Source organism: Flavobacterium aquariorum, assembly GCF_003254745.1.
GTDB classification, from domain to species: domain Bacteria; phylum Bacteroidota; class Bacteroidia; order Flavobacteriales; family Flavobacteriaceae; genus Flavobacterium; species Flavobacterium aquariorum.
Genome location: NZ_QKXH01000002.1, coordinates 369,156 through 383,089 on the forward strand (window position 1 = coordinate 369,156; position 13,934 = coordinate 383,089).

Annotated in this window: 14 protein-coding genes; 11 read left to right on the forward strand and 3 right to left on the reverse strand. The window is 36.5% G+C overall.

The annotated features are described in order from the left end of the window. The first annotated feature begins 7 nt into the window (after positions 1-7). On the forward strand, positions 8-1,087 hold the full coding sequence (locus tag DOS84_RS04235; RefSeq protein ID WP_111408866.1) for an HlyD family secretion protein: 1,080 nt from the start codon (positions 8-10) through the stop codon (positions 1,085-1,087). Positions 1,088-1,145: 58 nt separating this feature from the next. After that, entirely contained in the window at positions 1,146-2,729 is a 1,584-nt protein-coding gene (locus tag DOS84_RS04240) for an MDR family MFS transporter (RefSeq protein WP_111408867.1), read from the forward strand. A 342-nt stretch (positions 2,730-3,071) separates the two neighbouring features. On the opposite strand, the gene yaaA is transcribed toward DOS84_RS04240, so the two are convergent. Continuing rightward, entirely contained in the window at positions 3,072-3,830 is a 759-nt protein-coding gene (gene yaaA / locus DOS84_RS04245; RefSeq protein ID WP_111408868.1) for a peroxide stress protein YaaA, read from the reverse strand. A 168-nt stretch (positions 3,831-3,998) separates the two neighbouring features. On the opposite strand from yaaA, the gene DOS84_RS04250 reads away from it, so the two are divergent. Genes DOS84_RS04250 through DOS84_RS04265 form a run of 4 tightly spaced genes read left to right on the forward strand, consistent with a single transcriptional unit; the run spans position 3,999 to position 8,539 of the window. Continuing rightward, positions 3,999-4,523 (forward strand): GNAT family N-acetyltransferase, encoded by a 525-nt coding sequence (locus DOS84_RS04250; protein WP_111408869.1) that lies wholly within the window; start codon positions 3,999-4,001, stop codon positions 4,521-4,523. Next, the gene (locus DOS84_RS04255) at positions 4,523-5,800 is read left to right on the forward strand and encodes an MFS transporter (protein WP_111408870.1); all 1,278 of its coding nucleotides are present in this window, start codon (positions 4,523-4,525) and stop codon (positions 5,798-5,800) included. Before DOS84_RS04250 ends, DOS84_RS04255 begins: the two co-directional genes overlap by 1 nt. A gap of 53 nt (positions 5,801-5,853) precedes the next feature. Beyond that, positions 5,854-7,269: an amidohydrolase family protein gene (locus tag DOS84_RS04260; RefSeq protein ID WP_111408871.1), complete on the forward strand. Its 1,416-nt coding sequence runs from the start codon at positions 5,854-5,856 to the stop codon at positions 7,267-7,269. 28 nt (positions 7,270-7,297) lie between these two features. Then, a complete protein-coding gene (locus DOS84_RS04265; protein WP_111408872.1) occupies positions 7,298-8,539 on the forward strand; it encodes an ATP-binding cassette domain-containing protein in 1,242 nt (413 codons plus the stop codon). 50 nt (positions 8,540-8,589) lie between these two features. Here the strand turns inward: DOS84_RS04265 and DOS84_RS04270 are convergent, their stop codons facing one another. Together DOS84_RS04270 and DOS84_RS04275 are read right to left on the reverse strand one after the other, a co-directional pair. After that, positions 8,590-9,630, reverse strand: a complete 1,041-nt coding sequence (locus tag DOS84_RS04270) for an RluA family pseudouridine synthase (protein WP_111408873.1) — start codon at positions 9,628-9,630, stop codon at positions 8,590-8,592. Further along, positions 9,620-10,240 carry a PASTA domain-containing protein gene (locus tag DOS84_RS04275; protein WP_111408874.1) on the reverse strand — a complete coding sequence of 207 codons (621 nt, stop codon included), beginning with the start codon at positions 10,238-10,240 and terminating at the stop codon, positions 9,620-9,622. Before DOS84_RS04275 ends, DOS84_RS04270 begins: the two co-directional genes overlap by 11 nt. Positions 10,241-10,530: 290 nt before the next feature. Here DOS84_RS04275 and DOS84_RS04280 point away from each other — a divergent pair, with 290 nt between their 5' ends. The 5 genes from DOS84_RS04280 (at position 10,531) to DOS84_RS04300 (ending at position 13,863) form a co-directional block, all read left to right on the forward strand. Further along, complete coding sequence (locus DOS84_RS04280; protein WP_111408875.1) at positions 10,531-11,502, forward strand: D-alanine--D-alanine ligase; 972 nt, start codon at positions 10,531-10,533, stop codon at positions 11,500-11,502. 102 nt (positions 11,503-11,604) lie between these two features. Next, positions 11,605-12,177, forward strand: a complete 573-nt coding sequence (locus DOS84_RS04285) for a TMEM175 family protein (RefSeq protein ID WP_111408876.1) — start codon at positions 11,605-11,607, stop codon at positions 12,175-12,177. 6 nt (positions 12,178-12,183) lie between these two features. Then, entirely contained in the window at positions 12,184-12,648 is a 465-nt protein-coding gene (gene coaD, locus DOS84_RS04290) for a pantetheine-phosphate adenylyltransferase (protein WP_111408877.1), read from the forward strand. 50 nt (positions 12,649-12,698) lie between these two features. Next, positions 12,699-13,196, forward strand: coding sequence for a GNAT family N-acetyltransferase (locus DOS84_RS04295; protein ID WP_111408878.1), 498 nt, complete (start codon positions 12,699-12,701; stop codon positions 13,194-13,196). An 88-nt stretch (positions 13,197-13,284) separates the two neighbouring features. Beyond that, positions 13,285-13,863: a PhnA domain-containing protein gene (locus DOS84_RS04300; protein ID WP_111408879.1), complete on the forward strand. Its 579-nt coding sequence runs from the start codon at positions 13,285-13,287 to the stop codon at positions 13,861-13,863. Positions 13,864-13,934 lie beyond the last annotated feature (71 nt).

Consider the following 13,934-nt stretch of genomic DNA (forward strand, 5'->3'; position numbering starts at 1 on the left):
CCATATCATGGAAAAGAAAAAAACAAACGCCAAATTCATTATAATCCTATCGGTTTTAATCCTAGCTGGAGGAACTTATGGAACAATAAAATACATTCATTCTCAAGGACACGAAGAAACGGATGATGCCCAAATTGAGAAAAACATGAATCCAATAATCCCAAGAGTTTCGGGATATATCAGTAAAGTGTATGTTAAAGACAATGATTATGTAAAAAAAGGAGATACCTTATTTACCATTGACAAAAGAGACTACCAATTAAAGATTGAAGAAGCAAACGCTGCTTATATAGCTGCAGAAGGTGGATTTGAAGTAGCCAAAGAAGATATTGGAAGTGCTTTGGCAAGTATCGCTGTTTCGGATGCCAATGTACAATCGGCTGGAGGAAATATTGAAACTGCAAAAATTAGATTGGGAAGAGCAAATAGCGATTATATTCGTTACGAAAACCTATACAAAACTCACTCAATCACTAAACAACAATACGAACAAGCACTGGCAGCCAAACAAGAAGCCGAAAGCCAAGTGCGTATTTTGCAACAACAACAAAAAGCAAGTTCTTTTCAAAAATCGGTAATTGAAGCAAAATCAAGAGTTAGCAATAAACAAACAGAAGTTGCGGCAGCCAATATCAAAAAAGCAAAAGCATTACTTGAAGTGGCTCAATTGAACTTGACTTACACTGTTGTAACTGCAGCTATTGACGGACAAGTTTCAAAAATTGACATTCAACCGGGACAATTGGTTCAACAAGGGCAATCTTTATTTTATATCATCAATAACAATGAAGCTTGGGTTGTGGCTAATTTTAAAGAAACACAATTAAACAAAATGGTTATCGGTCAAAAAGTAACTGTAAAAGTAGATGCTTATCCTGATTACGATTTTGAAGGAACGCTTACTTCATTTTCACCAGCAACTGGATCTCGTTTTTCATTACTTCCTCCAGATAACGCAACAGGAAACTTTGTTAAAACAATACAAAGATTACCGGTAAAAATAAGCTTGAATGCTTCAAACGATCCTGAAAAAATAAAATTGCTTCGCCCAGGTATGAACGCTGATGTAGATGTTCATTTGAAATAATAAGTTTTAAAAAAACTTATTTAAAGGAATTTAAACCATTACATATTAAAAATTCAAAATGGTACAAAACCAAGAAGACGATTTAGTAGAATACGGCATTAACAGGGTCATCATCACGATAACCTGTATCATGTGTGCTTTGCTCGAAATTGTAGATACTACGATTGTAAACGTAGCCCTGAATAATATGAGAGGTAGTCTTGGTGCTACCCTAACCGATATCGCCTGGGTAATTACTGCGTATGCTATTGCAAACGTTATTGTAATCCCAATGACGAGTTGGTTGTCACAGCAATTTGGGCGCCGTAATTACTTTGCAACCTCCATTGTCATTTTTACGGTAGCTTCCTTTTTGTGCGGAAATGCCACCAATATTTGGGAACTGGTTGCCTTTAGATTCATACAAGGTTTGGGTGGAGGTGCCTTATTGGTAACTGCACAAACTATTATAACAGAGAGTTACCCCGTAGCCAAAAGAGGAATGGCACAGGCAATTTACGGAATGGGAGTTATTGTTGGGCCAACACTGGGACCACCATTGGGAGGCTATATTGTTGACCATTTCTCATGGCCTTTCATTTTTTACATCAACATTCCAATTGGTATTATTGCAACTTTATTAACCATTGGTTATGTAAAAAGCCCAAAATATGGAGACAAACTAAAAGCAAACCAAGTCGATTGGTGGGGAATTGGACTCTTGGCAACTTTCATCGGTTCATTGCAGTTTGTCTTGGAGCACGGTCAGCAGGATGACTGGTTCAATGACAGCATGATTGTAGCCTTAAGCGTAATTTCAGTGTTTGGTTTAGTCCTGTTTATATGGCGGGAACTCACCTATAAGCATCCAATTGTAAACCTGAAAGTATTAAAAGACAGTAACCTTAGAATTGGAACCATTATGTCTTTCATTATGGGATTTGGATTGTATGGATCGACATTTATCATTCCAGTATACACACAATCTATATTAGGATGGACAGCCACCGATGCAGGTTTATTGTTAATCCCAAGTTCCATAACAACGGGTATAATGATGCCTTTTATTGGCAAAATGATTCAGCGTGGAATACCCCAAGCCTATATGGTTGCAGTAGGATTCCTAGTATTTTTTCTTTTCACCTTTTTAATGCGTGGTGTAATGACTCCAGATACTGGCGTTGAGCACATGTTTTGGCCTTTAATTCTTAGAGGTGTTGGTTTGGGATTATTATTTGTGCCTATTACCACTTTATCATTGTCTACCCTTAAAGGGAAACATATTGGTGAAGGTGCAGCCTTTACTGGAATGATGAGACAATTGGGAGGTTCTTTTGGTATTGCCATTATTACTACTTACCTCACTAGGCTTAATCAGGAACATCGCGTGAATTTGATTTCATATCTTGACCAGTCTTCTTATAAAGTACAACAAACGGTTCATCAACTGCAAATGGGTTTTATGGCCAAAGGATATACAGCCAATGAAGCTCTGTCAAAAGCCTATAAAGTAATTGAAATGAAAGTGATGGCACAAAGTTCTGTGCTGTCATTTATGGACATCTTTATGTATCTCGGAATCTTATTCTTACTGTGCATTCCTTTTATTCTTTTGATCAAAAAAGGAAAAAACAAAATAGATCCTGCCGAGGCGATGCACTAGGTTTTAGATAGCAGTTTGCAGAAGGCAGAAGGCAGAATTAAGAATTGAGTTTGCTGATAATTAGGAGCAGAAAGATTAGGCATTTTAGCTGGCATTGGTCCTGCTATCCGCTGCAATCTTCTTATTTTTAAAGAAAAAATAAAAAGGATTTCCACTTCTATAGGGGCTAAAGAGAGATATTTCGCTTTTTTGCCGATATTTAAAAAAAATAGCGAGTTCAGATTATAAAAAAGCTCCAAATCTCACTTATTTATTAGTGAAATTCGGAGCTTTCTTATGCTTTCTTCTCAAATCTGAAATCTGCTTTCTGAAATCTGCCTTCTGCAAACTGCTACCTAAAATCTATCGCGTAAAAACCAAGCTATTCCCTTTGGATAAATTGGCGTCAAACTGATATCCTTCGTAATTGAATCCTTTTAAATCGTCAAGAGTTTGTGCATTGGTATCCAAGATATAGCGTACCATCAATCCCCTAGCCTTCTTGGCAAAAAAACTGATTATTTTCAGATTCCCATCCTTGTAATCCTTGAATTCTGGAGTAATTACCGGAACCTTCAATGCCTTCACATCCACAGCCGAAAAATATTCATTGCTCGCCAAGTTGATAAACAATTCACCTTTTTTAAGCTCTTTGTTCAATGAAGCGGTGATATTTTTTTTCCAAAACTCATATAAATTCTTGCTTTCGCCAATGGGCAATTTCGTTCCCATTTCAAGTCGGTAAGGCTGAATTAAATCCAATGGCTTCAAATAACCGTACAAACCTGATAAAATTCGCAAACTATCTTGAAGTTGTTCTAATTTATCCATCGGAATCGAATAGGCATCCAGTCCCGTATAAACATCGCCATCAAAAGCATATACTGCTGGACGTGCATTTTCGGGTGTAAAAGGAGTCTTCCAATCTTGGTTGCGTTTCCAGTTCAAATCAGCCAATTTATCTGAAATCGACATCAATTCGGATAAGTTTTTTGGCGATTGTTGCTTCAAAACTTTGTGGACCTGACGGGATTCTTTTAAGAAAGAAGAGGATGTATGTTGAGTTGTTGGTAATTCTTGTTCGAAGTTTAGTGATTTGGCTGGAGAGAGTACAATTTTCATATTTGACTGGGCTTTCGAATTCTTTTTATTAGCAATTTCAAAAGTACAAATTGAAATCTAGAATTCGGAAACAATGAATTGAATTGTTTAATGCAATCATAGAATTTTAAAATGAATGCTATTTATTTTCCTTATTTTTGATTTTATAAAGAAATAAAACCGATTCCAATGATCGAAATCAAAAGAGCCTATTTAGAAGATCTTAGCGCGATACAAAACATAGGCATAACAGCTTTTACCGAAACTTTTTCGGAAATAAATACTCCTGAAAATATGGAGAAATACTTGCAGGAAAATTTCAATACAGCTCAATTAACTTTAGAAATAAATAATCCTGATTCTCCTTTTTACATTGCCTTTTGTGATAATGAACCTGTTGGTTATCTCAAATTAAATATGGGAAATGCACAAACCGAAACAATAAAAGACGAAACAATCGAAATCCAACGCATTTATGTTTTAAAAGCTTTTCATGGAAAAAAAATAGGGCAGCTATTACTGGACCAGGCCGTAAAAGTTGCAAATGAATATCACGTCGATTATATTTGGCTGGGTGTTTGGGAAGAAAACCACAGAGCCTTGCAGTTTTATTCTAAAAATGGTTTTGTAACATTTGACAAACATATTTTCATTTTAGGCAATGACCAACAAACCGATTTATTAATGAAACTACAAATAAAGACCAGATCCTAATGAATAACATTCCCCCACCTATTATACAAAATCCGAAATCCATACTCAATGCCGCGGTAATTGTAGCCGCACTTGGCTATTTTGTGGACATCTATGACTTGCTACTTTTTGGAATCGTTCGTACCGATAGTCTAAAAGATCTTGGAATAACTGGAGATGCTGTTAGAAACCAAGGAGAATATCTCATCAGTATGCAAATGTTTGGTATGCTTTTCGGTGGTATTTTATGGGGCATTTTAGGAGACAAAAAGGGGAGAATATCTGTTTTATTTGGTTCAATTTTATTGTATTCCGTAGCCAATATTGCCAACGGAATGGTGACCACTGTTGATGGATATGCGTTTTGGCGATTGATTGCAGGCATCGGACTTGCAGGGGAATTGGGTGCCGGAATCACTTTGGTTGCAGAATCCTTACCTAAAGATAAACGCGGATATGGAACCATGATTGTAGCTTCGGTTGGAGTTTCGGGAGCGGTTGCCGCTTATTTAGTCTATCAATTTTTTCAGGATTGGCGCTTGTGTTATTATGCAGGAGGTGGTCTTGGCATTTTGTTATTGTTTTTAAGAATCAGTATTTCGGAGTCGGGAATGTTCAAACAAATACAGCAAAGCGATGAAAAGAAAGGAGACTTTCTGTCTTTGTTTACCAACTCAAAAAGATTTTCAAAATACCTTCAATGCATACTTATTGGTGTTCCGCTTTGGTTTTTGGTGGGCGTTTTGATTACTTTTTCACCCGAATTTGCAAAAGCCCTTGGTGTACAACATGCTGAAACTATTGCTGCTGGAAAAGCAATAGCTTTTTGCTACAGCGGTTTGGTTATTGGCGATATTGCCAGCGGATTATTAAGTCAATGGCTAAAAAGTCGAAAAAAAATCATGTGCCTGTTTTTGATTTCTAACCTAATTATGGTTTTTGTCTATTTGAATGCGTATGGAATTTCGGTTTCAACTTTCTACCTGCTTTGTTTTGCAATGGGGGTTTCTGTTGGATATTGGGTTTTATTTGTGACCATTGCAGCCGAGCAATTTGGAACCAACATCAGGGCTACTGTAACAACTACAGTTCCCAATTTTGTTAGAGGTTCGCTTCCGCTAATTATTTTGATTTATAGCTTTTTCCGTGATCGCCTTTTTGATGGTGATATTCTCAAATCGGGAATGATTGTTGGCTCCTTATTATCAATCGTTTCCCTATTGGCGCTATGGAAATTAAAGGAAACTTTCCATGTTGATTTGAATTATTCTGAGAGCAATGATGAAACTTTTATTTAAGTGAGATGAAATAAATTTCTATTTATTTTTTATATTTGAATGAAATTTATACAATGAAGATATTTTTCACCTTCCTTTTTTATACCCTATTCCAAGTAGGTTTTGCACAATCTGCCAATCAATATTTTGAAAAAATCAGAGATAATGAAGTTGAACTCACAGCTTTCTTTGCCCAAATGCCCAAAGGTGGCGATTTACACCACCATTATTCCGGTTCGATTTATGCAGAACCATTACTAGCCCACGCCATTTCCGAAGATTTTTATCTCAACACGCAAACCATGACTGTAAGCCAAGAAAAACAGTCTGGAAGTGACTGGGTATTGTTTTCAACTTTGCAAAAGAATGGCGAATTGGATGTCTACAAACAAAAAATAATGCATAAATGGTCTGTCAAAGATTATAATAATGTTGATTACCCTTCGGATAAATTATTTTTTGAATCCTTTATGAAGTTTGAACCTGCCACAAACAACAATTTTGAAGCTGGTTTATTGGAACTAAAAAACAGGGCTATCAAAGAAAATGTAAGCTATATCGAAACCCAACTATCGACTATTCCTTGTGCTATCAAAACGGATGGTTTATCCAAATACAATACCCAATTGCGAAAAATGGCTATCATTAAAAACGAAAAAGCCGTTATGCAATCTTTGGATTCCCTGTTTACTATTTTCAACCAAAAAGAAGCCAAAAAATATGCAACCGATTTCAATACTAATTTTGTTGCCAAAATGCACAAAGAGCTTAAAATCGATGACAATCAATTCACGATGCGCTATCAAAACTTTGTTTTGCGCTTTATGGAACCGGTTGATTTATTCAAAAATTTAATGGTTGCTTTTATCTCTGCTGATAGCAGTCCGTTGATGGCTGGTGTTAATATTGTTTCTCCCGAAGATGGTGAAACTTCAATGAAAGATTATTGGCTGCACATGGTAATGTTCAAATATTGCCACAGCCATTTTCCAAAAGTGAAATACTCAATGCATGCAGGTGAACTTACCTTGGGATTAGTTCGTCCCGAAGAATTATCTTGGCATATCAATGCTGCCGTTTATACTGCTGGCGCCAATAGAATAGGACATGGGGTTGATATGGCCTATGAAGAAAAGAGCTATGATTTATTGCGCTATATGGCAAAGAATAACATACCCATTGAAATCAATCTTACCAGTAATGAGTTCATTTTAAAAGTAAAAGAAAACCGTCATCCTATTTTATTGTACAAAGAATTTGGAGTACCAATTGTCATTAGTACAGACGATGCCGGAATATTGCGAACCAATATGACCGAGCAATATGTTTTACTGGCCAAAAGATATAAAACCATTTCCTATACCGACATTAAACAATTTGTTTACAACAGCATCAACTATAGTTTTATACAAGATCCTGCGGTAAAAAAACAATTAATTCAGGACTTGGATAATAGATTCAAATCTTTTGAAGCTAATTTTACAAATTAGATTATAATGCAAATTACATAATAGTAAAATGAAACATTGGGACATCCTTTTATCCAATCAAGTTGACAAAAAAACCTTTATAAACACTTTATTATCGGGAGAAATTCAGGGGGAATTATCGGTTTTCAATACACTAAATGGAATCCTGTATTCAGACATTTCCATCCAAAAATTAATCGAAGAAGAATATCAATATGATTCCATTGAAGCTACGACTGAATCGAACAGAAACCTGCGTACCTTTTCATCTGGGGAACGAAAAAAAGAGTTTTTAAAGTATTGCCTCAAGAAAAATCCTGACTATATCATTCTGGACAATCCTATGGATCATTTGGACCATAATTCCCGTATTGAATTAACATTGGCAATTGAAGCAATTTTGGGTTCTGTTCGAATTGTCCAATTGGTCAATCGAGCCGTTGACTTACTTCCTTTTATTACTAACAAGGCACTAATAAACGACAATTCATTCGAGTTGAAATCCATAAACTCAATCGAAAATAATTCATTAGAAAAAGACAGCTATAAAATACCAATTCATAAAGAAGTTTTCAATGACAACATTCTTGTCAAAATGAATTCTATATCCGTTTCCTATGATGAAAGACCCATTATCGATTCTCTTTCATGGACTATAAAACAAGGGGATTTTTGGCATCTTATTGGACCAAACGGTTCTGGAAAAAGTACTTTATTGTCCCTAATTTCAGGAGATAATCCCAAAGGTTACGGTCAGGACGTCGAGCTATTTGGAAGAAAAAAAGGAAGCGGAGAAAGTGTCTGGGAAATCAAAAAACAAATCGGTTTTTTCAATACCGCTATGACCGACTTATTTAATAAAAGTTATAGTCTGGAAGAAATGATTCTCTCTGGATTTTTTGATTCCATCGGATTGTACAGAGAACCCACAACCTTACAGCAAAGAATAGCCGCACAATGGCTTGAAGCGATTCAAATGACCCATCTGAAAAACAAAATTTTTAACCGCCTTTCCATCGGACAACAAAGAGTTGCCCTTATTGCTCGTGCAGTTATCAAACATCCTCCCCTATTAATTTTGGACGAACCCCTTGAAGGTTTGGATGACCAAAATATAGCATTGATAACACAACTAATCAATTTAATAAAGAAAGAAACCAATATAGCCATCCTATTTGTTTCCCACCGAATGGAACCGAATCTTTCCCCAGATTCCATTTTGGAATTATCTCCAAGTCCAACTGGTTCTAAAGGAATTATAAAACATCATTTTGAAACTGAAATAAAATAAAGTATTCCATAAAAAAAGTCCCGCAATTTGCGGGACTCTATATTTTATTATTAATCTTCTTCGGCATGATGTGATTTCGAATATCCTCTCCATTTCTCTATACAATCTTTAAAATCCTGAGGCAGTTCCGTGTCAAAACGCATCATTTCACCCGTATTGGGATGAACAAAACCAAGTGTTTTGGCATGCAGCGCCTGACGTGGTAAAGCTTTGAAACAATTTTCGATAAACTGTTTGTATTTCGTAAACGTAGTTCCTTTCAAAATCAAGTGTCCACCATAACGTTCATCATTAAATAACGGATGCCCAATATGCTTCAAATGCGCACGAATCTGGTGTGTTCTTCCTGTTTCCAATCGACATGAAATCAAAGTCACATACCCAAAACGCTCCAAAACTTTATAATGTGTTATGGCAGGTTTTCCTATTTCAGGATCGGCAAAAACAGCCATCTGCATACGGTCTTTCAAGTGTCGTGCCAAGTTCCCTTCAATGGTTCCTTGCTCTTCGGTAACATTACCCCAAACCAATGCAATATATTCTCTTTCCGATGTTTTGGCTTCAAATTGTTTCGCCAAATGCGTCATCGCTGCTTCTGTTTTGGCAATAACCAACAATCCCGAAGTATCCTTATCAATTCTATGAACCAATCCGGGACGCTCGCTGCTGTTCATTGGCAAATTCTCAAAATGAAACGCCAATGCATTCACCAAAGTTCCTGTATAATTCCCATGACCGGGATGTACTACTAATCCAGGTGGCTTATTGATTAGCAAAAGTGCCTCATCTTCATAAACAATATCAAGCGGAATATCCTCTGGATCTACCCTATTTTCAAAAGGCGGATGTGATAACATAACCTGAACCACATCAAAAGGTTTTACTTTATAATTGGACTTTACAGTCGCATCATTCACAAAAATATTCCCTTCGGTGGCAGCGTTTTGAATTTTGTTTCGTGTTGCATTTGGAATCAAACCCATCAAGTATTTGTCAATTCGCAAAATGGCCTGCCCTTTCGGAACCTCAAACCTGTAATGTTCAAATAACTCTTCGTCTAAATCCTCTATTGGTTCAATATTATTGTTCATTTGTTGTTGTTTCTTGTGCTGGTGGAGTAGCTGTGCTGTCCACTGCTTCCTCCTGATAACTCTCTTTTCCGTCTCCCAAAACCAAATCAATTTTAGAGGCTTTCAAAACTCTGTCTCCTACTTTTAGGTTTCTTCCTTTATAACGCATTTCCAAAACCATGTCTTTTCCTAAATTTGGCACATACGTAATTGTTCCTGCTTCAAGTCCCAATGCCTTAAGCGTTGGCACTGCTTCACGATATGTTTTATCAATCAAATCAGGAATTCGAACAGACGAAAACCCAGATGAATTAATCTTAATATATACTTTTCTACCTACTTTAACCTTTGTTCCAGGCATTGGATCTTGCTCCACCACACTGTATTTTGGATAATCTCCCCTAAAATCCACACTGTCCAACAGCTCATAATCCAAATCCAATTCATCCAGCTTGTCCTCTACTTGCTCCTCTGTCAATTTTCTCAAATCAGGAACAGCAATTTCATGACCATGATCCGTTGTAAAAGTCAACCAATGCATGAATAAATAACCCAAAACTGCAATAATGGCAAGTGCAATCAACACCTGTCCGAAAAATACACGACTCGTAAGATATTTTTTTAAGCTCATAAATATTTTTATTTCCCGCAAAGATAAAGCTATTTCGTTTCAAAAAAAATGATAATTTTGTTTAATAGTATTTGCCTTTCCAAGCTTCGTTCAAGGCAAGGAGCTATTTCCCGCTATTCGTTGCAATCTTGTGGACCGAACCCCGGCCCACAAGGATTTTCACTTCTATCGGGGCTAGGGCATTAGTTTTCAAAACAACATTAGAATTAAAAAATTAAAATCACAGTATTACAATTGCACTTAAAAAAAATCGTGCAATTCATGTAATTTGTGCCAAAATCAAGAAAAACATGAAAAACATTGCCATCATTATGGGCGGCTATTCAAGCGAATACCAGATCTCACTCATCAGCGGAAACGTAGTTTACCAGTTTCTGGACAAAACCAAATACAACGCCTTCCGCATCCATATTTTTAAAGAAAAATGGGTATATGTTGATGCCAATGATGCCGAATTCCCAATTGACAGAAATGATTTTTCGGTAAACATAAACGGAACCAAACAAACTTTCGATTGCGTTTTCAACGCCATTCACGGAACACCGGGCGAAGATGGATTGATGCAAGCTTATTTCGAATTATTAAACATTCCCCAAACCGCCTGCGATTATTACCAAGCTGCGTTAACCTTCAACAAACGTGATTTATTGTCGGTATTGAAACCATACGGAATCAAAACAGCGAATTCATATTACCTAAACAAAGGCGACGTTATTAACGCCGATGAAATTGTTCAAAAATTAGGATTGCCTTGTTTTGTAAAACCAAACAAAGCTGGTTCTAGCTTCGGAATTTCAAAAGTAAAAACCGCTGCCGAATTGCCTATCGCTATTGAAGTAGCCTACAAAGAAGACAACGAAATCATCATAGAAAGTTTCCTTGACGGAACCGAAGTTTCTGTTGGAGTGATCAACTACAAAGGAACCGTTACCGTTTTACCAATAACCGAAATTGTTTCCGAAAATGATTTCTTCGATTACGAAGCCAAATACCTTGGTAAATCACAGGAAATTACGCCTGCGAGAATCTCGGACGAAATGACCCAAAAAGTGGGAGAAATAGCCAAACGCGCCTACGAAGTATTAAAAATGAAAGGATTCTCAAGAAGCGAATTCATCATTGTGAACGGCGAACCGTACATGCTCGAAATGAATACAATTCCTGGTCTAACAACCGAAAGTTTGATTCCACAACAAGCCAAGGCTGCCGGAATTTCACTGGAAGATTTGTTTACAAATGCGATTGAGTTAGCACTTAATTAAGTTACTAAGACTCTGAGATTATGAGTTACTTAGATACTAGGCTCGTAGAGTCTTAGATACTCAGAATCTTAGCAACTTAGAATCTTTAAACAAAAAAAAACAATGAACAAAACCAGAATTGAAGCCTTTAGCGATGGCGTATTAGCAATTATCATTACCATAATGGTTTTAGAAATAAAAGCGCCTGAAGAAGATAGTTTTGAATCCTTAAAACACTTGATTCCAGTTTTCTTAAGCTACGTTTTGAGTTTTATTTATGTTGGGATTTATTGGAACAATCATCATCATATGTTTCAAGTGGTTAAAAAAGTGAATGGCTCTATTTTATGGGGCAATCTTTTTTTACTCTTTTGGCTGTCCTTGATTCCGTTTGCAACAAGTTGGATTGGAGAACATCATTTTGCAGCAACACCTATGAGTATTTATGGTTTTGTTTTATTGATGTGTGCTATAGCTTATAATTTACTCCAAAATAAAATCATAAAATTAGAAGGCAAAGATTCGATTTTGCACCGAGCAGTCGAAAAGGACTTAAAAGGTAAAATATCAGCATTAGCGTATCTTTTGGCAATTCCCTTGGCTTTTGTCTCGCCTTGGATTTCTGGTTTACTTTATATTGCAGTAGCGATGCTTTGGATTGTTCCAGATTCAAGAATTGAAAAACAACTAAATTAAATTGAAATGAAAAAAGCCATATTCCCGGGATCATTTGACCCTATCACTTTGGGACACGAAGATATTATTAAAAGAGGCATTTCGCTTTTTGATGAAATTGTAATTGCCATTGGCGTTAATGCCGAAAAAAAATACATGTTCAGCCTTGAGGAAAGAAAACGTTTCATTGAAGAAACATTCAAAAACGAGCCCAAAGTTACCGTTATCACTTACGAAGGTTTAACCATAGATTTGTGCCAAAAAGTGAAAGCCGATTTCATCCTCAGAGGACTCCGCAATCCAGCCGATTTCGAATTTGAAAAAGCCATCGCCCACACCAACCGAAGATTGTCCAAAATAGAAACGGTCTTTTTATTGACCGCTGCCCGAACTTCCTATATCAGCTCCAGCATTGTGAGAGACGTTATCCGAAATCACGGGGAATATGAAATGTTGGTTCCTGAGGCAGTGAGAGTTAAAATGCACAAATAAGATTAGTTACTGCTAATTTTTCAACCAAGTATTAAAAAAAAAGACTTACAATGAATATAAGAAGAGCAGACGAAAAAAAAGATTACGACAAAGTTTGGGACATCTTCACAAATGTTATTTCAACTGGCGACACTTATGTTTTTGACCCAAATACACCTAAAGACTCTTTGCATAAAAATTGGTTTGCAGACTATCTGGACACTTTTGTCGCGGTAGATGACAATGACGAAATATTGGGTACTTATATTATCAAGCCCAATCAAATTGACTTAGGCGACCACATTGCTAATTGTGGTTATATGGTGAACCCAAAATATCATGGCAAAGGAACAGGTAAGATTTTATGTGAACATTCCATAAACTTTGCTAAAGACAAAGGATACTTAGGAATCCAGTTTAATATTGTTGTAAGCACAAATACAAATGCGGTAGAACTTTGGAAGAAGTATGGGTTTAAGATAATAGGAACAACACCAAAAGGTTTTAGACATAAGAACTTGGGACTTGTGGATACTTACATAATGTTTAAAGACTTACAGAACAACTAATACAAACTACTACTAAAAACCAAAAATATAAACTTGCAAAACCTAGCATTTAAGCGTAATTTTGCAACCTAAAATAACACTCCTTATAATGAGCTTCGAAAGAGAATTAAATAAACGCAGCGGTTCCAAATGTGAATTATGCGCTGCCACTGAAAATCTAAAAGAATTCCAAATTTTGCCTACCAAAAAAGGCGGATTGGACGAAAGCATATTTGCCTGTCCTACTTGTATTGACCAAATTGAAAATCCTGGTCATGAAGATTTAAACCACTGGAGATGTTTGAACGACAGTATGTGGAGCGAACACATTCCGGTTCAGGTTTCGGCATGGAGAATGTTGAGCCGTTTGCGCAAAAATGGCTGGCCGCAAGAACTTTTGGAACAAATGTATTTGGATGAAGACACTTTGGAATGGGCACAAGCTACAGGAGAAGGGGAAGATGACGAAAACAAAATTATCCACCGTGATGTAAACGGCGTGATTTTAGCTCATGGAGATTCTGTTGTATTAATCAAAGATCTAAAAGTAAAAGGATCAAGCATGGTTGCAAAACAAGGAACTTCCGTACGTAACATCCGTTTAGATCATGAAAATGCCGAATACATTGAAGGAAAAGTAGATGGACAACAAATTGTGATTATCACGCAATACGTTAAAAAAATATAGTTTGCAGTTTGCAGTTTGCATAAAAAAGTCCCCTAAAATAGAGGACTTTTTTTGTTATAGATGCCTAACAT

Coding starts and splice junctions, on each gene's coding strand:
- DOS84_RS04235 (WP_111408866.1), top strand. CDS start 8: ATGGAAAAGAAAAAAACAAACGCCAAATTCATTATAATCCTATCGGTT.
- DOS84_RS04240 (WP_111408867.1), top strand. CDS start 1,146: ATGGTACAAAACCAAGAAGACGATTTAGTAGAATACGGCATTAACAGG.
- DOS84_RS04260 (WP_111408871.1), top strand. CDS start 5,854: ATGAAGATATTTTTCACCTTCCTTTTTTATACCCTATTCCAAGTAGGT.
- DOS84_RS04265 (WP_111408872.1), top strand. CDS start 7,298: ATGAAACATTGGGACATCCTTTTATCCAATCAAGTTGACAAAAAAACC.
- DOS84_RS04300 (WP_111408879.1), top strand. CDS start 13,285: ATGAGCTTCGAAAGAGAATTAAATAAACGCAGCGGTTCCAAATGTGAA.
- DOS84_RS04280 (WP_111408875.1), top strand. CDS start 10,531: ATGAAAAACATTGCCATCATTATGGGCGGCTATTCAAGCGAATACCAG.
- DOS84_RS04285 (WP_111408876.1), top strand. CDS start 11,605: ATGAACAAAACCAGAATTGAAGCCTTTAGCGATGGCGTATTAGCAATT.
- DOS84_RS04295 (WP_111408878.1), top strand. CDS start 12,699: ATGAATATAAGAAGAGCAGACGAAAAAAAAGATTACGACAAAGTTTGG.
- DOS84_RS04270 (WP_111408873.1), bottom strand. CDS start 9,630: ATGAACAATAATATTGAACCAATAGAGGATTTAGACGAAGAGTTATTT.
- coaD (WP_111408877.1), top strand. CDS start 12,184: ATGAAAAAAGCCATATTCCCGGGATCATTTGACCCTATCACTTTGGGA.
- DOS84_RS04275 (WP_111408874.1), bottom strand. CDS start 10,240: ATGAGCTTAAAAAAATATCTTACGAGTCGTGTATTTTTCGGACAGGTG.
- DOS84_RS04255 (WP_111408870.1), top strand. CDS start 4,523: ATGAATAACATTCCCCCACCTATTATACAAAATCCGAAATCCATACTC.
- yaaA (WP_111408868.1), bottom strand. CDS start 3,830: ATGAAAATTGTACTCTCTCCAGCCAAATCACTAAACTTCGAACAAGAA.
- DOS84_RS04250 (WP_111408869.1), top strand. CDS start 3,999: ATGATCGAAATCAAAAGAGCCTATTTAGAAGATCTTAGCGCGATACAA.